Origin of the sequence: Aquitalea palustris, from assembly GCF_003693445.1 — a bacterium.
GTDB lineage: Bacteria > Pseudomonadota > Gammaproteobacteria > Burkholderiales > Chromobacteriaceae > Aquitalea > Aquitalea palustris.
On record NZ_RFAR01000019.1, the window covers coordinates 14,334 to 37,830 of the forward strand.

The window sequence follows — 23,497 nt, forward strand, 5'->3', positions numbered from 1 at the left end:
CAGTTTTTCGGCATTAACGCTGCGAAGCGCTGTGCCTCCCGAACAAACCGTTCTAACGCCGCGAGGCGCTGAAAGGAGCAAGACATGGCTGTACTCTCTACTGGCGCGCTCACCCTGGCCGACTGGGCCAAGCGCGTTGACCCCGATGGCAAAGTGCCGGTTGTTGCCGAACTGCTGACCCAGTCGAACGAGATCCTGGAAGACGCAGTATTCATGGAAGGCAACTTGCCGACTGGTCATCGCGTCACCATCCGCACCGGCTTGCCTGCTGTTTACTGGCGATCCCTGAACCAAGGCGTGCCGTCCAGCAAATCGACCACCGCGCAGGTGGATGAAAGCTGCGGCATGCTGGAAGCCTACAGCGTGGTCGATAAGGATCTGGCCAGCCTGAACGGCAATACCTCGGACTTCCGCCTGTCGGAAGACCAGCCGTTCCTGGAAGCCATGAGCCAGGCACAGGCCAACGCCATGTTCTACGGCAACCCGGCCAATGACCCGCGCCAGTACCTCGGTCTGGCAGCACGCTACGGCGCGATTTCCGGTGCCAACAACGGCCAGAACATTCTGAACGCTGTCGGTACCGCTGGCGCGACCAACACCTCGGTGTGGCTGGTGGTATGGGGTGAAAACACGGTTTTCTGCCCGTTCCCGAAAGGCTCTCAAGCCGGCCTGCTGCACGAGGATGTCACTACCGACGCCCCGGTGCTGGATGCGAACGGCAACCGCTACCAAGCCTACCAGACCCACTACCAGTGGAAGAACGGCCTGGTGGTGAAAGACTGGCGCTATGTGGTGCGCATTGCAAACATCTCGGTGTCTGCACTGACTGCCAACAGCTCGCCGGCCGACCTGATCAGCCTGCTGTCCCGCGCGCTGGACCGTATCCCGAACTTGGCCAAGGGCCGCGCCTGCTTCTACATGAACCGCACCGTGTACAGCTTCCTGCGCGTTCAGGCCTTGAACAAGTCGAACTACGCTTTGGCTATCGAGAAAGGCCTGAACCAGTTCGGCACCCCGTACCAGTGGCTGTCCTTCGAGGGCGTACCGCTGCGCCGCGTGGACCAGCTTCTGACCACCGAAACCCAGATCAGCTAATAGGACGGAGGATCGCATCATGTACTACGTAAAGAACTTCGTGGTGCAGTCCGAGCCTTGGAGCGGCGTCAATAGCGCCAAGCCTTGGGCCTACTACCTGACCCAGATTCCGGCCGGTGGCCAGAACATCCAGTAAAGGATACGAAAATGTACGTCGACTCTCTGTTGCAGCTGAGCGGCTCGATCACCGGCAATACGGTCTCGGGTCAGCTCGTCACTGCCACCGGCAACACCCTTTCCACCAACGTGATTGACCTCGCAGGCGTCGGCACCGGTAACACCGCGCGCGACATCGGCCAGGGCGAAGCGCTGGAAATCGCCATCGAGATCATGCAGACCCTGACCTCCAGCGGCGCAGCCACTGTTCAGTTCCAGCTGGTCGAGGCGGATGACAGCGCAATCTCCACTAACGTGAACGTGATTGTGCAGACTGACGCTTACGCATACACCGCGCTGACAGCCGGCACCCTGGTCCCGCTGCACTGGGATCGGGCCGCCCCGTACCAAGCGCGTCGCTATATCGCGCTGCGCTATGTCATCGGCACGGCCGCGCTGACCAACGCCACCGGCCAGTTCTTCGCCGCCACTGTGAAGAACTTCCAGGACAAGGGCAACAACACCCTGTTCAACTCCGGCTTCACCGTAGCCTAATCGCGCTGACCGGGCCCCGGCCCGGTCGTGCAAGGAGAACGAAACATGGCAGACGTCCGTGCCCTCACCACCGTCCACCACAACGGCAAGCTGTACAGCATCGGCGAAATCTTCGATTACCCGGATGAACTGGCAAAACAGCTGAAAGGCGTAGCTGAAGAAGGTATTGAGCTGGTCAACAAAAAGACCACTGCGGCCTTCAAGAAAGCCCAGCAGGCTATCCGCGACACCATCGACGCCGAAGCGCGCAAGTTGCGCCTTGCTTACGAAGAGCTGAAAGCGCAACTGGAAAGCGATCCTACTCGCGCCGATCTGATTCCCCAGGTGCTTGACGCAGAAGCAGCCGCTCGCGAAGCCGAACAGAAGGTTGCTGACTTTGACAAGCAGAGCGGCGAATCGGAAAGCGACCTGGTGTAACTGGTTTCATCGCTGTCTCCTAGAAGTGGATTGCACGGGGGCTTAGGCCCCCGATTTTTTGAAAGGGCCACGCCGTGCCATCTGAGGTCGATATCTGCAACACGTCCCTGGCCTACCTTGGAGACCCGGCGACGGTAACCGCCCTGGTGCCACCCAGCGGCAGCGCGCAGGCTGCAATGTGCGCACGTTTCTACCCTATGGCGCGCAACGCCTTGCTTGAAATGCACACCTGGTCGTTCGCCACCAAGCGCGTCAGCCTGCCGCTACTGTCGGAGTCGAACCAACCAAACCAGTGGTCGTACACGTACCAGTGCCCGCCCGATGCCCTTAACCTACTGGCCATCCTCGACCCCAACGCGACTGACGATTATGCCGGGGCTTTGGTGCTCTACGGCAGCTACCCGTCCCGCTACAGTGGTGAGGTAGGGATTCCGAACACCGTGCCTTTTTCGAACGAGATCGACGCAAACGGCAACCAGATCATTCTGACCAATATGCAGTACGCGGAGTTGCGATACACAGCGGAGGTCACCGACACCACCACCTTCAGCCCCCTGTTTATCGAGGCACTGACCTGGCTGTTGGCTTCCAAGATGGCCGGGCCGCTCATCAAGGGCAGCGAAGGCCGCAACGCAACGCAATCCTGCCTCCAGCAGTTCCAGCGTGCTTTCGGTGCGGCGATTGAGTCGGACAGCAACCAGCGCAACATCAAACCGCCGATCACGACCGGCTGGATCGTCAACAGGTAAGCATTATGGGCACCAAGGCATTCGACCGCAGCTTTGCCGCCGGCGAGATCACCCCGGAGATGTACGGTCGGCTGGATCTGACCAAAGAACAGACCGGCTTGGCCACGTGCCGCAACGCTATCGTGCTTCCACACGGGCCGGTCGCCAACCGGCCGGGCACCGAGTTCGTCAGCGAGATCAAGAGCAGCGCCAATCCGGCCCGGCTGATTCCCTTCACCTACTCGATCACCCAGACCATGGCCATCGAGGTTGGGGCCGGATACTTCCGGTTCCACTCCCAGGCCGGCACGCTGATGAACGGCGGCGTACCGTACGAGGTGGCAAACAGCTACGCTCAGGCCGACATCGCCAACATCCACTACGTGCAGTCCGCTGACGTGCTGACCCTGGTCCACCCCAACTACCCTATCGCAGAACTGCGCCGGCTAGGGGCAACCAACTGGACGCTGACCAACCCAAGCTTCGCCATCCCAACCTATTGCCCAACAGGGGCAACCGCAACGGTAACATCTCCGCATACCTCCAGCTGGAACCCGGTGAACTACCAGTACTGTGTCACCACTGTGCAGACGGGCGACCTGCAGGAATCGATTGCGTCGAACGTCACCACGGCGATCAGTAACGACCTGACGCTGCTGGGCAACTACAACACCATCACCTGGACGCTACCAACCGGGGTGACGCCGATTCGGTTCAATGTCTACAAGCTGGTGAACGGCCTGTGGGGCTATATCGGGCAAGCAGCGGCCACAGCCACTAGCTTCATCGACAATAACATCACGCCCAACGCCAGCCAGACACCGCCTATCATGGACAGCGGTTTCAACGACGCGGTGGGCAACTATCCGGCGGCGGTATCCTACTACCAGCAACGGCGGTGCTTTGGTGGCACGAACAACGCACCCCAGAACGTCTGGATGACCATGTCCGGCACCGAGAGCAACCTGACCTACACGCTGCCGGTAACGGCCAGCAACCGGGTGGCTTTCCGCATCGCAGCCCGCGAAGCCTCAGCCATTCGCCATCTGGTGCCGGTGGCCAACCTCATCATGCTGACGGCAAGCTGCGAATGGCGGGTCTCCTCAACAGATGGCAGCGCGCTTTGGGCGTCAAACTTGTCGGTCCAGCCGCAAAGTTACATCGGTGCCAACAACGTCACCCCCATCGTCGTGGGTAACACCGTCTTGTTCAGCCAGGCGCGCGGCGGCCGTATTCGGGAAATGGCCTACAACTGGCAGGCCCAGGCGTACTTGACCAACGACATCAGCGTGCTGGCCCCTCATCTTTTTGATTACAACCAAGTGCTGGACATGTGCTTCAGCCGGGCACCCTACCCTATCCTGTGGGCGGTATCGACCAACGGGAACCTATTGGGCATGACCTACGTGCCCGAGCAACAGGTTGCGGCCTGGCACCGCCATGACTTCGGCGGCAACGTCGAGGCAGTTTGCTGCATCACTGAGCAGCCCGCAGGCACACTGGCCAGCGAGGACATGCTCTACCTGATCGTGAACCGGGTAATCAACGGTGTGACGCGCCGCTTTATTGAGCGCATGCACACGCGATATTTCAACACGCCTTCCGATGCCTTCTTCGTGGATAGCGGCGCCACCAACTTCCTGCCCGGCACCTTCAGTTGGTCCGGGACGGCGATTAGCTGCAATATCCCATCCCACGGTCTCAGCACAGGCAACAGCGCATACTTCACTTTCAGCAACACTGCGCTCTCGGGTACCTACACCGTTACCAGCGTGACGGATACCAACAATCTGGTCCTGACTTCAACCACCGTTGGCCAGGGTAGTGGCACCGTTTCGCAAACACCGGCGCAGTACGTTTCCCAGGTTTCCGGCCTGACCTGGCTGGCGGGCCTGACGGTCAACGTGCTGGTGGATGGCGCACCGATCCCCGCACGTCAGGTAAGCAGCGGCGGTGTGGTTACGCTGGATTACCCTGGCACCAAGGTTGTTGTCGGCCTGCCGATTACCACCCAGGTGCAGACGCTGCCGATCTCCTTGCAGGTTGACACCGCCATGGGGCAGACGCTTGAGAAGAACGTCACCCAGGCGTGGTTACGCTTGTATCGCACCAGCGGCGTGTACGTCGGTCCGGACTTCAACACCCTGACGCTCGCCACACAGCGGAGCTTCCAGGACTTGCCCGGCAACCAGCCGGCATTGTTCAGTGGGGTATTGCCGGTGGTAATCACCCCCGCATGGCAATTCGACGGGGCAATCTGCATTCAGCAGACGGATCCGCTCCCCATGACGCTGACCTCCGTGGCCTTGGATATCTCCGTCAGCTGATGGTGTACAAGGCCAAGTGAATCGGACATAGCCTTCCGGTAACGTACGGAGGGTTTTCCCATGGGTTCATCAGGGGCCATGATGGTGGCTGGCGCAGCGACAAAAGCCTATGGTGCCAGCCAACAGGCAGCTGCGCAGCAAGCGTCCGCCAACTACCAATCCCAGGTGATGGCCAACAACGCCATCATCGCGCAGGATCAGGCGACAGTCGCCGAGAACAACGGCCAAGTGGCCGCGATGAATCACGACCTGCAAACCGCTCAGACATTCGGTGCTCAACGAGCGGCGTTCGGTGCCAACGGCGTGGACATGTCACAAGGCAGCGCGCTCAACACGCTGGCCACCACCCAGTTCATGGGGCAGCGCGACAGCGCCACCATCATGGACAACGCGATGCGACAGGCGTGGGGCTACAAAACGCAAGCCGCCGACTACGCCAGCAACGCCACCGCCGAGAAGGAAATCGCAAGCAGCATCAGCTCTACTGCGGCTGTCGGTACTTCTCTGCTGGGTAGCGCAACACAAGCCAATTCCGCCTGGCAAACCTACTCCTCGGCCAACGGTAACCCCAACTTTTGGGGCACAGTCAAAGGGTGGTTCAGCTAATGCCCACAGCTCCGACTTACGATACTCCGCAGGTTGCCCCCCAAGGGCTGCCCAACGCATCCATTCAAGGTCTCGGCCCCCGCCAGCTACTACAGGGAGAAATATCCGGGGAACAGACCCAGCGCGCCGGACAATCTCTTGAAACAATGGGCGTACAGGATGCCGACTTCGCCGCCAAGCAGCAGATGCTAGCAAACCAGAGCCGGGTCGACCTTGCCACCAATGCGGTACTGCAGGCCAAGAACGATCTGACCTACGGCACACAACAGGACCCCAACGGCGGTTACACCGCGCAAAAAGGCATGTCGGCCGTTCAGCCGGACGCCACCGGTCAGGGCCTGGCGGAGAACTATTCCCAGAAGCTGCAGAGCGTGATCGACCAGCAGGCTGCCGGGCTGGGCAACGACCTGCAGCGGCAAGTGTTCCTGAACCAGATTGGTCGAGTGCAGGCCCAGTTCCAGGGCGAAGTGCAGCAGCACGTCGCCAGGGAAAACATGCAGCTGAACATCGGAACTCAGCAGTCCTTGGTGCAGAACTCGCTGGATGCTGCCAAAACCAACTGGCAGGATTACGGCACTCAGGGCGGCGTTTTTGACACTGCGCTGCAGAACGCAAAACAGCATGCCTACATGCTCTCCCAATTGCAGGGAGCCGACCCGGTTACCGCCAACCGCATGGTGGCATCGGCATCTAACCTGATGTTTGTGCATGCAGCTGGCGCTGCGATCGACAACGGCCGCAGTGACGTAGCCCAGCAGATTCTCAAAGACCATCCGGAGATAGACCCGGATAGCGCGCTCAAGCTGCAAGGGCTGATCCACCAGGATCAGGTATCGCATGCGGCGATGGGTGCAGTGCAGACTGTGCTCGGCAACCATCAGTCTGCGTTCCAGCCTACTGATCTGGGAAGGCTAACGAACATTGTGCAGGGCATCGAAAGCGGCGGAAACCCCAATGCTGTCGGCCCTTACGTACCGGGCCAAGGCACTGCCAAAGGCAGCATGCAGGTTATGGACGCTACCGCCAAAAACCCCGGACTGGGGGTAAAGGCCGCCCAGGATGACAGCCCGGAAGAGCGCGCACGTGTTGGGCGCGACTACGTGGCGGCCCTCGCCCAGCGCTACGGCGGTGACCCGGCCAAGGTGCTTGCGGCCTACAACGCAGGCTTCGGAAACGTAGACAAAGCGATTGCCGAGGCGGGTCCGGGCGGCGACTGGATGGCCGCGCTGGCTAATCACCAATCACCCGCGAACCATCAGCAAACGGTCAACTACGTGCAAAAGGGTACAAGCCAGTTTCAGGCCGGTCTTGGCGCCCCCGCTAAGCCGACGATTGAGCAGCTCCAGTCTGAAGTACTGGCGAAGCTCGGCCCGAATCCAGACCCCGACACGGTCAAAGCAGCGACAACCGCGCTCAAGCAGCAATTCACCGTCCAGCAGGAAAGCCAAAAACAACAGGCTGAGCAAACAGTCCAGCAAACGATGCAGAAGCTTGTTGCAAACGGCGGCGACTGGAGTGCTTTAACACCCAGCGACCGGGCCGCCGTATTTCGCGATGCGCCTGACAAAGTGCCCGAACTGCAGCGGTACGCCGGCAACATCTCCAACCCGGTGCAAAAGGACAACATGGCCGCCTGGCACACCATCCAGGAGAACCCGGCAAAAGCATTCAGCATTCCCGATTCAGAGTGGAACGCCCTCGTGCAGAACAATTTTACGGACGCCACGCAGAAGCAGCTAACCAAGCAGCGTTCCGACTTCATGAGCGGGAAGATCGATACCAGTCCACAGACGGTCAACGACCCGGTATTCAATCGGCTGCTGAACAACAGGCTCCAATCCATCGGCCTTCTTGACGCTAATGGCAAACCAGCGGATCGCGATCAGGTCGGCACAATCAACAAGTACCTCCATGACGGTATTCTGGCTCGTCAGCAGCAGACCGGTCAGAAAATGACAGAAGCCCAGCTGGGTCAGTACCTGGACCATGAGTTTGTGCAGAACTACCAGTTTCACAACACGGTTCTGGGGATTCCGACATCCGCCGGAAACATGCCCTATCTGGGCATGAAGCCAAGCGACATTCCCGATAGCGACAAGCAGCAGATTACCGACTCGCTCGCCAAGCGCGGCAACTACAACCCCTCCAACGACATGATCATGCGCCTCTACTGGCGGAAAAAAGGGATTTAACGGATGGCCGATTCCAACCCCTACGACAGCCTCGTGGATGAGATGATGACCGGCCAGGGCGCCGCCATCCGCAATAACATTTACTCCAACGTCGGGCAGTCTGCCGACAAGGCCGCTCAGATCCAGCAACTGGCCAAGACGACCGGGTTACCGCAACAGTCCGTTGCGTTTGACCCAGATGCGGCACAACGCACGGCAACCATGCTGCACATGGACGTGGGCAAACTGCAGACCCAGTACCCCCACCTTGCAGCCAACTTGGAAAGCCCCAACTTCGCGGCGATTGCGCACGACGATCTGCCAAACCTTGCAGCAACTGAACAGGCCGTAAAGTCGCTCCCCCCACCATCGCCTGCCGCCCAGCCGCAAGGGTGGCTTAGCCAAATCGGTGATACGGCTTATGCTGGCTTGCAAGGCTTTGCTGGCTCTTTCAACAGTGCGGCCAGGGGGCTGAATATCGTAGGAGGTGCGTTCCCGACCCTTTACGACAAGGCCGCTAGTTTGGTGACCGGCAAGGACAGTACGGCGGCGCAGGATGCGTATTTCGACCGCTTCGTCAAACCACTCGATGATAACGCCAGCTACTTCAACCTGTCGCCCAACGCCGGGGTGCTGCAAAAGGTAGTACACGCTGTTGGCGCTGGCGCAGGGATGTTCACCCAGGTTGCCGCCACCGGTGGCATGGGTGGAGTTGCCGCCCCCGCCAGCGTGCTTGGAGCACGGACGGCTGTCTCCTCCGCAGTAGAGCATGCAACCAAGTCGATGGCGTTTCCTGCGCTGACGGCGGCAGTGAACACCGGCAATGACGTATACCAGCAGACTGGGAGTGCCGCTGCAGCAGTGAAGGCCGCAACCGCAGCATATGGCACCAACACTGCCATGGGGGTGCTACCGATCGGCATGGAGGGTGGTTTGCTCAAGCGGCTGGTCACCGGCGTACCGGTCGGTATCGCTACGGGAGAAGCCAACCGGCAAGTCACCAATGCCGCCATGCCCGACAGCATGCAGCAGCCGCGCGACATTAGCGACGTCATCGTCAACGGCATTACCGGCGCTATTCTCTCCGGCGCCATGGGAGGCCGGGGCGGTGCACTCGAAAGCGCGGTGCGCGAGAACTATGGGCAGGAGGTCAAGGCGGCCCAGGCCGAGCAGGGTATGCAAGGCCTGGCCACGTTGAGCGAGCTGGCCACCGGCAGCAAGCTGCGCCAGCGGGACCCGGATGCGTTCAAGCAGTTCATCCAGAACGTGACGGAGGACGGCCACCTGTCCGATGTCTATGTCGACGGCAAGCTATTCGACGACGTGTTGAACCAGTCCGGCGTAGACCGTAACCAGCTGCAAGCCCTGATGCCCGATGTCGCCAAGCAGCTACCGACAGCGCTGCAGACTATGGGGGATGTGCGCATCCCTGTTGCCGATTACGCCACCCACATCGCGGGCGGGAAGCTTGACGACGCGCTGATGCCGCACCTGAAGACCGACCCTGACGGCATGACCTACCAGCAGGCGCAGGACTACCGCACGAATGTGCAAGGCGAGCTGGTCAAGCAGGCGCAGGATCTGGCGGATAAACAGCAAGCGCAGGACGCACGCGACCAAGCATTGCAGGCTGTCTACGACGACCGCCTGGCTCAGCTGAATAGCGCAGGCCGCTTTACCGACGATGTGAACAAACAGTACGCCAGCCTGCACCAGCAACTGGTTGCCACGCTGGCAGACCGCGAGGGCATGCCTATTGATCAAGTGCACCAGATGCTGCCCCTGCACGTCCAGGGCGACGGTACCGGTGACCTTGCTCAAGGTAGTCAGGACGGTCCGTTTGGCCCCATCAGTCAGGACTTCCACCACGATGCGCCGGGGGCGATTGCCCACCTGCTCAAGAACAAGAGCGGTGAAGCTGTTGGCGCATTGCACCACCCTGAAATTGGCGACATCGATCTGGTTTACGGCAAGGAGGGTACGGGAGAAAGCGACGGTTATGGCGTAGCCAAGCTGGCCAAGTACCATCCAGAGGTCCTAGACAAGCTGCAGGACGTGCTTTCGGAAATGAAAGTGGTTCAGCGCGGGACAAACCGTGTGCGCATGGAATCTGCAGATCACAAGGCCAGCGTTCGCCTGACATGGGACGACCAAGCCAAAAACTGGTTGCTGACTGCATTCAAGAAAAAGGAAAGAGGCGTTGCCGACACGAGGACGGACACTGCCAGCATTGGTGAAGCGGATGACACAGCTCGCCGCTCCGACGCCTCAGACAGCATTGTAGATCAGGACATCCAAAAGTTCTATCAGAGTCGTGTAGCAGATCAAGCCCCCTCAAACGACGGGATTCTCCAACGCGTCAAGAACACGCTGCGCCAAGGCATGGGGCTGCTGACCAATGCAAAAGAGGCCCAGTCACCTGACCCCCTCACTAATCCGCCTCACAAAGGCGGTAGTGTTGAATCAGGCGATGAGCCTCTGAAACAAACTATAACAGCCCAGGGGGACCGTGGCTACTTCGACCCTGCCAGCAAGACCATCGGTCTGTTGAAAGACGCCGACCTGTCCACCTTCCTGCATGAGACCGGCCACTACTGGCTGGAGGCCATGCACGAGTTTGTTCAGCGCCCGGAGGCCAGTGAAGGGCTGCGCGGCGACTTCGACACCCTGCTGCGTAGTTTTGGCACCCAAGGCGATACCGCCGCCGACCGCCTGGCCAACTGGAGCGCCAGCGACATGGCCGCCCGCCGCGCTGGCCATGAGCAGTTTGCCGAAGGGTTTGAACGCTATCTGCTCGAGGGCAAGGCCCCTACCCCAGAGCTGCAGACCTTGTTCAGCCGCTTCCGTAGTTGGCTGATGAACGTGTACCGCAGCTTGACCGGTGTTGGCCAAGAGTTGAGCCCAGAGGTGCGCGGGGTGTTCGACCGCATGGTAGCGAGCGAGGACGCCATCCGCGAAGCCGAGCGGGTACGCGGCTACCTGACACCGGACCTGCTTGGGGAAGTGACGCCTGAGACGCAGCAGTATCAGTCACTAGGTCAGCAGGCCACCGACCAGGCCATCAGCGAGATGCAGACCCGCAGCATCCGCGACATGAAGTGGATCAGCAACGCCAAGTCCAAGGCCATGCGGGATCTGCAGCGCACAGCGCGGGACGAGCGCGCCAAGATTGCAGCCGAAGTCACCAAAGAGGTAATGGAACAGCCGGTCAACAAGGCCCGCACCTGGCTGACCAAGGGTGAAACCGTAGACCCGAATGGCGATGCCATCAAGGCCGAAAAGGGCTACAAGCTGAACACCGACGCCCTGTCCGAGCTTTTCCCCAAGGGCGAACTCGGCGGCACCACCCTGGATGGGCTGCGCGGCATGCACGCTAAAGATGGTCTGCACCCAGACCTGGTGGCCGATATGTTCGGCTATAACAGCGGGCGCGAGCTGGTGCACGATTTGTTGAACGCCCCTAGGGCCAAAGACGAAATCGAAGGCATGACCGACCAACGCATGCTGGAGCGCCACGGCGACCTGGTTGACCCGGTTAGCATTGAGCGCGCCGCCGAAGTTGCCATCCACAACGATGCGCGGGCCAAGATGATGGCCACTGGCCTGAAGGTACTGACCAAGTCACCCATGCCGGTGCGTGATATCGAGAAAGCGGCCAAGGCCGCCGCCGATGTCGCTATCGCGCAAAAGAAGGTTGGCGACCTGCGCCCTGCTCAATACAGTGCCGCAGAGACCAAAGCCAACAAGGCACTGCTCAAGCTGGCCCCCAAAGACCCCATGGGGGCGGCGCAGGCGCAACGGGCGGCCCTGCTGAATAACCGTCTGTTCAAGTCATCGACCGAAGCGCTGGCAGACGTACGCAGCGCCCTCACCTACTTCAAGCGCTTCCAGCGCGAGAGTACGCTTAAGAAGATCGCCCCAGAGGAACGGGAGCAGATCCTGACCGAGTTGGGGAAATACGATTTCAGGATTAACCCTTCCGACGAACCGTCCCGCGCGCAGAAAAATCTGCAACAGTGGGCCGAATCCCAGCAGCAGGCTGGTTACACGCCGATCATCGATCAAGCTGCGTTGCAAATTGCGCCGCGCACCCAGTATCGCAGTATGACCGTGGAAGAGTTACGTGGATTGCGTGACATGATCGGCTCGATCGAGAAAATCGGTCGGGACAAGGTGACCGCCACTTGGCGCGGTCAACGCATGGCCCTGGCGGACGTGGTTGGCGAGTTTGTCGGCAAGATGCAAGAGCATGCCCAGAAGTTCACCCCCGACCAACTTTACAATGCCCCGGACAAACGGGGAATCGGTCAAATCCCTTTGGCTTTTGCCAAAATGGGGGCGGCGCTGCGCGCGACGGAGGCTTCGCTGAAACCGCAGCAGTACAAGGCCAACCACTTCGACGCCCATGAGCTGCTCGGCCCCTTCCACGAGCTGTTCAATAGTGTCTTCGACGCCAACTATCGCAAGATTGATCTGACGCGCCAGCAGGCCGATATCGCTCGCTCAGTTGCCGACAAGCTGGGTAAGGACTGGCAGCAGTCCCTGCACAACTTTGTCGACAACTCCACTCTGCTGGACCCGAAGTTGACGGAAGAGTCTGGCCGCCCGGTATACATGCGCATCAGCCGAGACAACCTCATCCAGATGGCCGCCCATGCTGGTAGCGAGTCCAACTTCGACAAGCTGGCCAAGGGGTACAACTGGGACCCGGCTACGGTATGGGGCTTCCTGGATGGCAAGCTGACCAAAGAGGACGCCACCGCGGTCAAGACGCAGTGGGAGATGGCAAACCACCATTGGGAAGATACCAAGGCCATGTATGAACGGATGGGTCAAGTGGTGCCACCCAAGGTGGAGGCGCGCCCGTACCGTCTGCGCCTTGCCGATGGCACCGTGGAAGACATGCCCGGCGGTTACATGCCGATTCGCTATGACCCCCTGCGCAGCCGGCTGGGGGCCAAGCAGCAGGCCGAACGGGCGATTGATGTCGAGGCTGGCCGGTTTGGCTACGACTTCTTTGGGCGCGACACCACAACCAACGGCAGTATGAACGCCCGGAATGACGGTTACGCTGATGCGCTGGACCTGAGCCACGAGCGATTCGAGCGCGCCCTCGCCGAGACCATTCACGACCTGGCCTACCGAGAAACCTTGGTGAACGTGAATAAGATCATCACGGACAGCGACTTCCGTGGCCAGTTCCTGAAAACCTTCGGGCGCGAAAATTACGATGCGCTGCACACTTGGCTTGGCCGTATCGCCAACAGCGAGACCGTAGACCGGCAAGCAGAGGGCTGGGGGAAATGGTTCCGCTACACCCGCACTGGCATGGTCATGAACGCCATCGCACTGCGCGCCACCACTGTGCTCAAGCACGGCGGCTCTGCCCTGTTCAAAAGCGCCGGCTACTTTGTCGGCGGGGGTGAAAAGTACTTGTTGGGTCGCATGCGTTTGCTGGTGACCGATTACAGCAACCAGATTGCATCGGCCCAAGAGAAATTTAGCGAGATCCGCGCCCGTCTGCTGCAGCAAGACCGTGACTATCGAGAAACGGTCAGCAGCCTGTACCAGCCGGAAAGCCCTCGCGCATGGGCAGAACGGTTCGGGCACTCTGCCGTGGCCTGGGCTGACATGATGTCGGCAGTGCCTACCGCGTGGGCTGCATACGACCGAGCCATTACGGAAGGCATACCGACCCGCATGGGGGGTACCGGCAAGCCGATGACCGAAGCCCAGGCCGTCGCCTACGCCAACCAGATGGTACGGGAGGCCCACGGCAGCAATATCGAGTCTGCGCGCAGTAACACCATGTCCACCCCACATGAGGGCGTAAAGATGTTCACGACACTCTACGGCTTCCAGAACAACACGCTGGGCCAGTTGCTGAACGCGACCAGCATGCTTAAGACGCAGGGCATCAGCAAGCCCGAAGTGTTGGCGCGCAGCATGATGGCGGTATTGGTCCCCGCCTTGGTAGCTGGCGCAGTCACTGACGGACTGCCGAAGGCGGACGACTGGGAGAGCTGGCTGGCCAAGGCGACTGGCGATGAGATGGTGAGCACTATCCCGTTTGCTCGGGACCTCTACTCCTTTGCCATGGGTTACCACCATGCGGGGGTGATCGGCCCTGAAGCCTGGATGCAGAGCGTGGCTCAGCCACTAATCGACGGGGTTAAGGCGGCCACCGGCCACCACGTAACGGGTGCGATCCAGCATATCGCCGACGCTGCGGGTATGGGTCTGCACATCCCGGGCCTTGGCCAGTTGGGCAAAATGGCGCAGTACGAGTATGACATCGCCACCGGCAACAAACCCCAGCCCGCCGATGCACTTGAGCACGCCCAGGGTCTGACGGTGGGTACACACACGAAACACTAGCGGTGTACAAGGGCGACGGCCCGTGACGGACACTTCAGGCATCACACCGGAGTGTCCGTCATGACCATCAGCAGCACCAATCGCGTTGTGCAATTTACAGGGAACGCATCCCAAACGGCGTTCCCGTTTGCGTTCAAGGTATTTGCCGCGACCGACGTCCTGGTGATCCTGACCGATACGTCAGGCAACAGCACGACCGAGACGCTAACCAGTCAGTACAGCGTCGTGTTGAACAGCGATCAGAACAACAGCCCAGGGGGCACGGTGACGATGAACGCCGCGCCACCGGCAGGCTACACGCTGACCATCTCCAGCTCGGTCCCTGTGCTTCAGCCGACCAACATTGCCAACACCGGCAACTTCTACCCACAAAGCGTAACGGATGCTTTCGACCGGCTGACTGTGATTTGCCAGCAGCTTCAGCTCGGCTTGAACAACGCACTGCAATACCCGGTCACGGTACAGGGCGGGTTCTCTGCCACGCTACCTACCCCACAAGCCAGCCAGCTGCTGGGATGGAACGCGGCAGGCACTGCCCTAGTGAACTGCACTCCGGCGGGGATTGGCGCGGGTACTGTTGGCACCACCCAGCTTGCTGACGGTGGCGTAACCGCAGCCAAGCTAGCCAGTGGGGCGGCAGCTAGCAACCTTGGCAACGGCGGGGTGACGGCGGCCATGTTGGCTGCCGGGGCTGCCGTGTCGAATATCGGCACCGGTGGTATTGGTGCCACGCAGCTTGGTGCCGGGTCTGCCACGCTGGCCAAGCTGGACAGAACAGGCACTACCGGCCAGGTTCTGCTTGCGCAGACTGGTGCAGCGCCGGTGTGGGGGCAGAACCCTGCGCTTAATTCTGTGATTCGCGTCAATACGCCAAATGGTAGTGGATCGACAAATACCAAATACCGCCGATTCACCAATGTGGTGACCAATACCGGCAGTAGTGATGTTAGCTACGCCGACAGCGCCACGCTGGGGGCAAGCTTTACCATCGTGAATGCCGGTATCTATTCACTCAGCTATTCAGATAGCAATACATCGGCGCAGACAATTGCCATCACTCTGAATGACAACCAGCCTACCACGGTGATCGGTTCTACAACTGCGGCAAATGTTCTGGCGTCTTGCACGTGTGTTTCAAGCGGTTATGCGGCATGCGCGGCATGGACCGGCTATTTGGCAGCCGGTAGTGTGATTAACGCCAAAACAGATGGAAACGGTAACGGCAACTCATCCCAAGTGCAGTTCACCATTTCAAGGATCGCATGATGACTATCCACGCCTTCAAAGACGCCAATGACGGTTACTACCAAGTCGACGTACCGGACGGCGAGGACATGCCGGAATGGACGGAAGGTCTGACACCGTGCGCGGTGCAGCCCGCCACGTCGAACACCGCTCAGCAACTCGCATCGCTTCAACAAGGCGTACAGCATTGGCTCGACACCACCGCCCAAGCGAATGGATATGACGGCATCGCCTCCTGCTGCAGTTACTACAACAGCAGTGTGGCCCAGTACGCTGCAGACGCAAAGGCCGCGACGCTATGGCGCGACGCAGTGTGGCAGGCCTGCTACGCCCAGTCTGCTGCCCTGAGCAGTCAGCCCAACCCAGTCATACCCACGCTCGCTACCCTGCTTCTTTCCTTGCCCCAGCCAGCAACCTACGGCTGGACTGCTCACGCGCCGGGGGCCTAGCCATGGATCTGCAAATCGTCGTCTTGCTTATCCTGCTGCTGGTGATCGGTGCGGTCACGACCGGATGGCTCCACGCCATGGTCGTTGGCTTCGACATGTTCGTGCAAGACCTGATTTGGGACGCCCCCATCGGGGTGACGATATCGAGCCGCGCCGGCCTGGCCGCGCGTAACGGCAAGCCGCTGGGTTCTCGCATCGTCAATTTCATCATGGGTAGCACTACGCATTGCGAAGATGCCATCGCTGCCGACATCGCCAGGGCGAAGAAAGCGCTGGCGGTCCTCCAACAAGAAGGGTGACCCGTGGACCAAAACACGATGTTGCAGCTCGCTGGCGTGGGCATGCTGGGCGTGCTGGGGTACTTCCTCAAGAACGCGCACAACGAAGTCAAGGATTTGAAAATCGAGCTGGCCGCCCAGAAGCGCGACTTCTCTGACCTGTCGCTGAAAGTGGCAACGGACTTTGTTCGCCGGGAGGAGTTCGAGAAGCTGGAGTCCAGCCTCGAGAAACTCAGCGACCAGTTGTTCAGTAAGTTCGATCAGATCGCTGACAAGTTTGACCAGCGGTTCGATCAGCTTGGTAACAAGCTCGACAACCAGCTCCAGGATGTGTACCGGCAAATCGGAAAGAAGGCTGACAAATGACACCTGAAGATCTCGCCGCAGCCATTGGCTGCCCGGCTGAACGCGCCTCCAAATGGGCCGACCCGCTGTCTGCTGCCATGCAGCTCTACGACATCGGCACGCCCGCCCGGCAGGCGGCTTTCCTCGCCCAGGTCGGCCACGAGTCGGGCCGCTTAGTCTACGTGCGTGAGCTGTGGGGGCCGACTGCTGCGCAGCAAGGCTATGAAGGCCGGGACGACCTGGGCAACACAGTGCCGGGTGACGGTTTCAGATACCGTGGGCGCGGCCTGATCCAGATCACCGGCCGGGCCAACTATCAAGCCATGGCCGACAAGCTGAACCTGCCACTGGTTGATCGGCCCGAGTTGCTGGAGGAACCAAGCAATGCGGCTTTGTCCGCCTGCCAGTTCTGGCAGGATCATGGTCTAAACGAACTGGCCGACGCTGGCGAGTTCGTCACGATAACCCGCCGCATCAACGGCGGCACCAATGGCCTGGCTGACCGGCAAGCGATCTGGGAAACAGCCAAGCAAGTACTGGGGGCATGAACATGGACTGGAAACAATTGGGCAGTGCGGTGGCCAAGCTCGGTTTGCCGCTTCTGGGTGCAGCGCTGCCGATTCCCGGTGGCGCCGCCATCGGTACGGCCCTGGCTCAAGCCATCGGCAGCACCTCGGCGGACCCGCAAGACATCCTCACCGCTCTGACGGCGAATGCTGACACGCAGCTCAAGGCCAAGCAGTTCGAGGATACGCACAAGGAAACCATGCTGAAGCTGCAGCTAGACTACCAGGCGCAGATTTACCAGCAAGAGGTTGCTGACCGTGCCAGTGCTCGCACCATGCAAGTGGGTACCAAATCGTATACCCTGCCGGTGCTCGCCTACACCATCGTGGGCAGTTTCATCGCCATGGTGGGCAGCACGCTGCTAGGCTACAGCCATGTGGACAGCGTCCTCGCAGGCACGCTGGTGGGCTACCTGTCGGCCAAGGCTGAGCAGGTAATTGCGTTCTACTTTGGCAGCTCGAAGGGTAGCGAAGACAAGAACGTACTGCTGGCCAACTCGGTGCCGGTGGGCAAGCAGTAGCCGGTAAAATCGTTTCCGCATCCACCTTTTAGCGCCTAGTAAAATCAAGGCTTTGAAAGGCGACAAACAGGGGCGATTGCGGAAACGATTAATCTGTAAGCTGCTGATTTATTTAATTTACTGGCAGGACTTGAAAACTGCCGACGGGAAACCGTCCGTGGGTTCGAATCCCACAGCCTCCGCCACCCCATATTCAGACACCGTCACCTTCTGTCACCAAAATGGCTGAAACCCTTGCAGAACGTGGCGGTTTCTTCATTCTGGCGCACCGCCATGCATCGACCATCATTTCATTTTGATGGGTCGAGATCACTACGTGATGGTACGACCATGCCCAAGCCCTCCACCCCCCTGACAGACACCCGCATTCGCAACGCAAAGCCTGCGGAGAAGCTATACATGCTCAGTGATGGCGCTGGACTGGCGCTGTGCGTCTGGTCGGATATCGGTACGCCTGCGGTCCTTCGTCGAAGCCGGCAAACACGGCACTGGGAAACAGCAAGGCAAGAATGATCAAGATAGGCTGCATGGGCAAACAATGGCCCCAAAAGTGAAGGGCAGATATTTACTTTGCTCTGCAGTCGCGCACATTGAGAAATTTAATCATCAAACAAGCCAAACCAACCATCATGATCAGGTTGGCTGAGGACAGATAGCAGAGGAAAAGGATATGCGATGGAGCTGACAGCGGCACTTCAGCCATGGCGCGCGTGATAAAAACAAGGGAAAGGGCTAGTGCCACCTTGGCGGCATGACGGCGATAAATAAGCAGCAGTACTGGCACGGTAATGATGGCCATGAGGAGGTGAATCAATAGGCCCTCAACCAGCAAGCCAGCCCAAACATCCACACGCTGGTGACTGCTGGACCAGGGAAAATGTGCACCCACCCAGTTGGAAATTAGGTAATGCGGCGTATTACCGCCCCAGCACAGCAAAAGCACAAGCAATGCACCCAGCTTTAAAACGTGAAGCAACCAGCCAATCAGCTTGTGCATTTAACCAACCTCAGTCAGCTTGTTGCGTGTTGTCACGCAAGGGATATATCGCCCATGAGGTGACAATCCCATTAGCCAGCGCATCGCCCATCTCGGGCTTGGCGCATTGCTCCTGTCTCTTGCCTTTATCCTCGGTGCCCTGGCACAGCATCACCTTTTGCGTACCCGGCAGGATGTTGGCATCACGGTGATAAAAAGCGATATAACCGTGATGATTGGGGATATGCACCCACTGCTCCACCAGGACCGGATTGGCCTTGCCATCGCTGTATTTGATGACCCAGTCCTTCAGGTAGCCCATTCGCCCCGCTTGCAGGCTGCCATCAGCAGCATAATTGCCATGCAGGCCGACATAGGTTTTGTCCAGCGGCTGCTCGTCGGAATATTGCCGCTGCACCCCACCCAGAAACATGCGTGAGCAGGAGGATATGCAAAAGCCGGACAAGGCGGTATTGAGCTTGTGCGCGCGGATATACTCCCCTACCGCATAGCCGGTACGGGCATCGCCGCCATGCGAATTTTTCAGTACCACGGTGTTGATGTCTGGATGACTCTCCAGCGTACTTTCCAGCACCCGTAGCTCGATGCCGGTAACCGGCCCAGACATCAGCACAGCCTGGCCACGCACTTCAACATCCATGGCCTGCGCGGCGTTTATCACAGCCAGCAGGGTGATACCCGCTGCCAAACTTCGCTTCATCGTGCTTCCTTCGCGGTGGGAGATTGCCCCGTCGTGGATGATACAGAATCTGCGCCCAGGTACATCCACCGCAGCACATCGGCCAGATTCTTCACCGGCTCGTTACCGGGGGTATTGGGTAGACGGAAGGCCAGCAAGCCGGCCTGGCGCACGGCGGCGTCGCGTTTTTTGTCCTGTTCCTCTTTGCCACGGTGGCTGCTGTCGTCCAGCTCGATGACCGCCACCACGCTCAGGTCCTTGCGGCACACCACAAAGTCCGCCACCTTCTGGCGCATGGTGCCGAACAGCGCATAGTTCTGCCTGCCCGTCCCGCCCTTCACGCTCAGCAACTGGCTGAAACCCACCTGGGCCAGCACGATAAAGTCCGGCGACAGATGCTCTACCAGCCGCCAGTAACAGCCCTGCTCACGCGCTGACAGCAAGGCCGGCTTTTTCAGGCAGAAGCGAGCATTGCCGTAATCCATCGGCTTCTTGAGCACCGGGCGAAACACCAATTCAGGTGGCGCCTCGGGCGCGGATTCCGTGCGGGGATCCTGTCTGCGATCAGGCTGCTTGCCACGGCCGCGTGCGCCACGTCGCTGCCTGGGCATCATCATGACCAGCGCACCCACAATAGCCATGATGAACAACAGCCATTTGAGCGCACCCATGATGGGCCCCATCAAGGATGGCGCGGGGGAAACAACCGGCAGAGGCGGTAGATGTTGACTGGCCGTCTGCGCTGGCTGCGGGGTAATAACTTGCACGGGCGGCGTGGCTGGCGTAGTGGGTTCCGGCTGCGGCGTAGTCTGTACCGGCGGAGTCGGCTGCACCACTTGGCCAGGCGCGGCTTGCCCGGCATTCATCACCGTACAGCCGGGGTAGTTGCTATAGATGGGCCGGCCGGTTTGCGGGTCGGTACAGGTGTAAATCTGAGCGGTTGCAGTAGCGCTGACCAGCAGCAAGGAAAAGGATATGGCTTTAATCATCCAAACATCATATTGGGAAAATTAACCGGATACCAGGCTAAGCGCCACCCGCAACCGGCAATCAAGTGAGATATTTGATCGCCCGCAGATGCCAACGCTACACTGGCCGGCCAAGCAATGGGAGCAATATGCATGCAAAATAACAATTGCCTGATGAGCAGCCTGGTATTGCTCATTTGCGCAGTGGCCAGTGCGCAGGACAGACGGCAAGTGGCCGAGCCCGCATTGCCGGACAGGATACCGGGTCTGCACCGGACTAGAGCAGGCTTCAAGCAGAATCAGCTGCTACGCTGCACGGCCTGTTACATGACATATCGCAAGCCTCAGGCGCTGCGTCACCTGCGCTCAATGATGTTGAAATGCCTGTCCATTGCAGCGCGGAGCAATGGACAGGAGAAATCAGAGAGTCCGACTTCTTCGAAAGTCAGATATCAATGCAGCGGGATACCGGCCTGAGCGCAGGCATTCCCCTGCACCACTGCCTATCCACCACCAGCACTCAGCCGGCTTGGCTAGCCCTTCACACCGCCAGCGGCTCCAGCTTGCGCAGGCGCAGGGCGATCAGCAGCAGTGCCAGCAAGCCCAACGCGATCATTGCTGCCACGCCATTCCATTTGCCCATGCCCCACAGCAGGCCGGAGAAGGAGCCTACCACGCTGGAGCCCAGGTAATAGGCGGTGAGGTAACAGGCAGAGGCCAGCGCCTTGCCGCGTTGTGCACGGCGGCCTATCCAGCTGCTGGCCACTGAGTGGCCACCGAAGAAGCCGAAGGTAAACAGCGCAATGCCCGGCACCATCAGCCACAGCGAGTCGGCCAGCGTGCACACCAGCCCGGCAGCCATCAGCAGCACCATCAGCCACAGCATATTGCGGCGGCCAAAGCGGTCGGCCATGCGCCCCACCCAGGCCGAGGCCCAGATGCCCACCATATACAGCGAGAACACAAAGCCCAGCACGCTATGGCTTAGATTGAAGGGCGCGGCCAGCAGGCGAAAACCCAGGTAGTTGTACAGGCTGACAAAACAGCCCATGAACAGAAAGGCCGACAAGAACAACCAGGGCAGGCCGCCATCGGCAAAATGGCTGGCCACATCGCGGCGGAACTCGGCCAGATTCAATGGCAGCGGCTTGAAGTGGCGCGAATCCGGCAGGCTGCGCCAGAACTCGATGGCACCGGCCACGCCCAGCACACCCAGTGCCAGCACGGCAGCGCGCCAGCCAAAATGGTCGGCAATCACCGCCGCCAGAAAGCGCCCGCTCATGCCACCCAGCGCATTACCGGCGATATACAGGCCGATGGAATGCCCCAGCGACAGCGGCTCCACCTCTTCACTCAGATAGGCCATGGCCACCGCAGGCAAGCCGGCCAGCACCACACCAAAAATGGCACGCAGATAGAGAAACTGCTGAAAGCTGGGCGCAAAGGCCGCCAGCAGCATCAGCAATGCCGCCAGGCTCAGCGCGATATTCATGACCGGCTTGCGCCCCACCTTGTCAGCCAGAAAACTGGCCGGAATCAGCGCCAGCGCCAGGCCGGTGGTGGGCACCGACAGCACGCTACTGGCCGCCGCCGGCGACAGGGCAAAGTCGTGGGCAAACATCGGCATCAGCGGCTGCATGCTGTACAGCATGGAAAAAGTGCAAAAGCCACCCACAAACATGGCACGCGCCGTGGCGCGAAATGCAGTGGAACCAGCATGCAGACGGGGAGTCGCGGAAATGGTGTTCTCCTGGGTGGCAGCGGCAGCTGAATTCAGCGTAGCAGCACAGGAGGCAGAGTCGGAAGGCATGATCAAACCACTAGCAGTGATACAGGACTTGAGCTTAGCCCTTGACTAAACCTCAGTCCAATATATCTTTACTCAATAATCAATACTTTTAAAATATCAATATGGAACTACGCCATCTACGTTATTTCGTCACCGTGGCCGAAGAACTGCACTTCACCCGCGCCGCCGAACGCCTGCACATGGCCCAGCCGCCCTTGTCCCAGCAGATACAGGCACTGGAAGCCGAGCTGGGCACCGCATTGTTTCTGCGGGAAAAGCGCAAGGTGGAGCTAACGGCAGCCGGCAAGCAGTTTCTGCTGCGTGCCCGGCGCATTCTGGCGGATACCGAGGACGCTGCCGAACAGGCCCGCCGCGCCGCACGCGGGGAAATCGGCGAGCTGCGCATTGGCTTTACATCCTCTCTGCCGCTCACCCCCATTCTGCCGGCTGCTTTGCATGCTTATCGCCAGCACTTTCCGGCGGTGCGGCTGACCCTGCGCGAAATGTTCACCACCGACCAGTTTGCTGCGCTACAGCAACAGGAAATCGATGTCGGCTTTGTCCGCTTCAACGGGCTGTCACCGGCTGACAGGATATTGGTACAGGAATTACGGCGCGATCCGCTGCTGGTGGTGATCAACAGTAGCCACCCGCTGGCTGGCGCGCCCAGCCTGTCGCTGACCCAGCTACGCAACGAGGGCATGATCAGCTACCCGCGCAGCGCCGGCACTGGCCTGCACAGTGTGATCCGCCAGCTGTGTGAGGCCTGCGGCTTCGAGCCGCGCATCACCCAGGAAGCCGGCGAAGCCACCACCCAGGTGGGGCTGGTGGCCGCCGGACTGGGCATCGCCATCCTGCCATCGCCGCTGGAGTGCGTGCAGCTGCCGGGGGTGCGCTATATCCCGTTGACTGACGATGGTGCCTATCTGGCCATGGGCATTGCCACGCGCGCGGGTGACAGCTCGCCACTGGTAAGCGGCTTCATCACCCATTTGTGGGATGAAATCCCTGCGGTTTAGCACCACCCACCAAATCCCTGCGGCGGCGGCGTACTGCTTGACCAGCCTGTATCAGCCCACCTTGCCCAGGACGCTACGCCGCTTTGCTAGCCGCTCTTGGCCTGGGGAGTGGCGACGTGTTGCATTTTGTCTATCCAAAATTGGCAAAAATAGCCGATTTTTCATGGTAACAAGCCAGATTCTTCGCCGATGGCGGCCCCATCCCTCATTTGCAGGATAGCCAGCTGTTAATTGCTGCATGACACTGTCTCCACAACAACAGGACAGA

Annotated in this window: 19 protein-coding genes; 15 read left to right on the top strand and 4 right to left on the bottom strand. The window is 59.9% G+C overall.

Annotation, left to right across the window (positions count from 1 at the left end; genetic code table 11):
- The first annotated feature begins 84 nt into the window (after positions 1 to 84).
- The 14 genes from EAY64_RS05545 (at position 85) to EAY64_RS05610 (ending at position 17,777) form a co-directional block, all read left to right on the top strand.
- Positions 85 to 1,095 (top strand): major capsid protein, encoded by a 1,011-nt coding sequence (locus tag EAY64_RS05545; protein WP_103523792.1) that lies wholly within the window; start codon positions 85 to 87, stop codon positions 1,093 to 1,095.
- A gap of 147 nt (positions 1,096 to 1,242) precedes the next feature.
- Complete coding sequence (locus tag EAY64_RS05550; RefSeq protein WP_103523793.1) at positions 1,243 to 1,746, top strand: Bbp16 family capsid cement protein; 504 nt, start codon at positions 1,243 to 1,245, stop codon at positions 1,744 to 1,746.
- 45 nt (positions 1,747 to 1,791) lie between these two features.
- Positions 1,792 to 2,163, top strand: a complete 372-nt coding sequence (locus tag EAY64_RS05555) for a hypothetical protein (protein WP_103523794.1) — start codon at positions 1,792 to 1,794, stop codon at positions 2,161 to 2,163.
- Positions 2,164 to 2,237: 74 nt separating this feature from the next.
- Positions 2,238 to 2,912 (top strand): phage connector family protein, encoded by a 675-nt coding sequence (locus EAY64_RS05560; RefSeq protein WP_103523795.1) that lies wholly within the window; start codon positions 2,238 to 2,240, stop codon positions 2,910 to 2,912.
- Between the two features lie 5 nt (positions 2,913 to 2,917).
- Positions 2,918 to 5,218, top strand: a complete 2,301-nt coding sequence (locus tag EAY64_RS05565) for a phage tail protein (protein ID WP_103523796.1) — start codon at positions 2,918 to 2,920, stop codon at positions 5,216 to 5,218.
- A gap of 78 nt (positions 5,219 to 5,296) precedes the next feature.
- A complete protein-coding gene (locus EAY64_RS05570; RefSeq protein WP_103523797.1) occupies positions 5,297 to 5,824 on the top strand; it encodes a virion core protein, T7 gp14 family in 528 nt (175 codons plus the stop codon).
- Complete coding sequence (locus EAY64_RS05575; RefSeq protein WP_103523798.1) at positions 5,824 to 8,016, top strand: transglycosylase SLT domain-containing protein; 2,193 nt, start codon at positions 5,824 to 5,826, stop codon at positions 8,014 to 8,016. Before EAY64_RS05570 ends, EAY64_RS05575 begins: the two co-directional genes overlap by 1 nt.
- Before the next feature lie 3 nt (positions 8,017 to 8,019).
- Entirely contained in the window at positions 8,020 to 14,373 is a 6,354-nt protein-coding gene (locus EAY64_RS05580; RefSeq protein WP_103523799.1) for an LPD22 domain-containing protein, read from the top strand.
- Positions 14,374 to 14,433: 60 nt separating this feature from the next.
- Positions 14,434 to 15,639 carry a hypothetical protein gene (locus tag EAY64_RS05585; protein WP_103523800.1) on the top strand — a complete coding sequence of 402 codons (1,206 nt, stop codon included), beginning with the start codon at positions 14,434 to 14,436 and terminating at the stop codon, positions 15,637 to 15,639.
- Positions 15,639 to 16,067: a hypothetical protein gene (locus EAY64_RS05590; protein ID WP_103523801.1), complete on the top strand. Its 429-nt coding sequence runs from the start codon at positions 15,639 to 15,641 to the stop codon at positions 16,065 to 16,067. Before EAY64_RS05585 ends, EAY64_RS05590 begins: the two co-directional genes overlap by 1 nt.
- Before the next feature lie 2 nt (positions 16,068 to 16,069).
- Entirely contained in the window at positions 16,070 to 16,366 is a 297-nt protein-coding gene (locus EAY64_RS05595) for a hypothetical protein (RefSeq protein ID WP_103523802.1), read from the top strand.
- 3 nt (positions 16,367 to 16,369) lie between these two features.
- Complete coding sequence (locus EAY64_RS05600; protein ID WP_103523803.1) at positions 16,370 to 16,711, top strand: hypothetical protein; 342 nt, start codon at positions 16,370 to 16,372, stop codon at positions 16,709 to 16,711.
- Positions 16,708 to 17,238 carry a glycoside hydrolase family 19 protein gene (locus tag EAY64_RS05605; protein WP_103523804.1) on the top strand — a complete coding sequence of 177 codons (531 nt, stop codon included), beginning with the start codon at positions 16,708 to 16,710 and terminating at the stop codon, positions 17,236 to 17,238. The genes EAY64_RS05600 and EAY64_RS05605 overlap by 4 nt, the downstream gene beginning before the upstream one ends.
- A gap of 2 nt (positions 17,239 to 17,240) precedes the next feature.
- Positions 17,241 to 17,777: a hypothetical protein gene (locus EAY64_RS05610; RefSeq protein ID WP_147456185.1), complete on the top strand. Its 537-nt coding sequence runs from the start codon at positions 17,241 to 17,243 to the stop codon at positions 17,775 to 17,777.
- A gap of 565 nt (positions 17,778 to 18,342) precedes the next feature.
- On the opposite strand, the gene EAY64_RS05615 is transcribed toward EAY64_RS05610, so the two are convergent.
- The 4 genes from EAY64_RS05615 to EAY64_RS05630 all read right to left on the bottom strand — a co-directional run bounded on the left by EAY64_RS05615 (position 18,343) and on the right by EAY64_RS05630 (position 22,231).
- Positions 18,343 to 18,774, bottom strand: a complete 432-nt coding sequence (locus tag EAY64_RS05615; protein ID WP_103523806.1) for a hypothetical protein — start codon at positions 18,772 to 18,774, stop codon at positions 18,343 to 18,345.
- 10 nt (positions 18,775 to 18,784) lie between these two features.
- Positions 18,785 to 19,474: a hypothetical protein gene (locus EAY64_RS05620; RefSeq protein WP_103523807.1), complete on the bottom strand. Its 690-nt coding sequence runs from the start codon at positions 19,472 to 19,474 to the stop codon at positions 18,785 to 18,787.
- Positions 19,471 to 20,442 (bottom strand): DUF2726 domain-containing protein, encoded by a 972-nt coding sequence (locus EAY64_RS05625; protein ID WP_103523808.1) that lies wholly within the window; start codon positions 20,440 to 20,442, stop codon positions 19,471 to 19,473. The genes EAY64_RS05620 and EAY64_RS05625 overlap by 4 nt, the downstream gene beginning before the upstream one ends.
- A 520-nt stretch (positions 20,443 to 20,962) precedes the next feature.
- Complete coding sequence (locus EAY64_RS05630; RefSeq protein ID WP_103523809.1) at positions 20,963 to 22,231, bottom strand: MFS transporter; 1,269 nt, start codon at positions 22,229 to 22,231, stop codon at positions 20,963 to 20,965.
- 101 nt (positions 22,232 to 22,332) lie between these two features.
- Here EAY64_RS05630 and EAY64_RS05635 point away from each other — a divergent pair, with 101 nt between their 5' ends.
- A complete protein-coding gene (locus EAY64_RS05635; protein ID WP_103523810.1) occupies positions 22,333 to 23,229 on the top strand; it encodes a LysR family transcriptional regulator in 897 nt (298 codons plus the stop codon).
- Positions 23,230 to 23,497: the final 268 nt, after the last annotated feature.

Bases quoted from the DNA above. Each gene is read 5' to 3' on its own strand.
- EAY64_RS05545 (WP_103523792.1), top strand. From the start codon at position 85: ATGGCTGTACTCTCTACTGGCGCGCTCACCCTGGCCGACTGGGCCAAG.
- EAY64_RS05550 (WP_103523793.1), top strand. From the start codon at position 1,243: ATGTACGTCGACTCTCTGTTGCAGCTGAGCGGCTCGATCACCGGCAAT.
- EAY64_RS05555 (WP_103523794.1), top strand. From the start codon at position 1,792: ATGGCAGACGTCCGTGCCCTCACCACCGTCCACCACAACGGCAAGCTG.
- EAY64_RS05565 (WP_103523796.1), top strand. From the start codon at position 2,918: ATGGGCACCAAGGCATTCGACCGCAGCTTTGCCGCCGGCGAGATCACC.
- EAY64_RS05570 (WP_103523797.1), top strand. From the start codon at position 5,297: ATGATGGTGGCTGGCGCAGCGACAAAAGCCTATGGTGCCAGCCAACAG.
- EAY64_RS05575 (WP_103523798.1), top strand. From the start codon at position 5,824: ATGCCCACAGCTCCGACTTACGATACTCCGCAGGTTGCCCCCCAAGGG.
- EAY64_RS05580 (WP_103523799.1), top strand. From the start codon at position 8,020: ATGGCCGATTCCAACCCCTACGACAGCCTCGTGGATGAGATGATGACC.
- EAY64_RS05585 (WP_103523800.1), top strand. From the start codon at position 14,434: ATGACCATCAGCAGCACCAATCGCGTTGTGCAATTTACAGGGAACGCA.
- EAY64_RS05590 (WP_103523801.1), top strand. From the start codon at position 15,639: ATGACTATCCACGCCTTCAAAGACGCCAATGACGGTTACTACCAAGTC.
- EAY64_RS05595 (WP_103523802.1), top strand. From the start codon at position 16,070: ATGGATCTGCAAATCGTCGTCTTGCTTATCCTGCTGCTGGTGATCGGT.
- EAY64_RS05605 (WP_103523804.1), top strand. From the start codon at position 16,708: ATGACACCTGAAGATCTCGCCGCAGCCATTGGCTGCCCGGCTGAACGC.
- EAY64_RS05610 (WP_147456185.1), top strand. From the start codon at position 17,241: ATGGACTGGAAACAATTGGGCAGTGCGGTGGCCAAGCTCGGTTTGCCG.
- EAY64_RS05615 (WP_103523806.1), bottom strand. From the start codon at position 18,774: ATGCACAAGCTGATTGGCTGGTTGCTTCACGTTTTAAAGCTGGGTGCA.
- EAY64_RS05620 (WP_103523807.1), bottom strand. From the start codon at position 19,474: ATGAAGCGAAGTTTGGCAGCGGGTATCACCCTGCTGGCTGTGATAAAC.
- EAY64_RS05625 (WP_103523808.1), bottom strand. From the start codon at position 20,442: ATGATTAAAGCCATATCCTTTTCCTTGCTGCTGGTCAGCGCTACTGCA.
- EAY64_RS05630 (WP_103523809.1), bottom strand. From the start codon at position 22,231: ATGCCTTCCGACTCTGCCTCCTGTGCTGCTACGCTGAATTCAGCTGCC.
- EAY64_RS05635 (WP_103523810.1), top strand. From the start codon at position 22,333: ATGGAACTACGCCATCTACGTTATTTCGTCACCGTGGCCGAAGAACTG.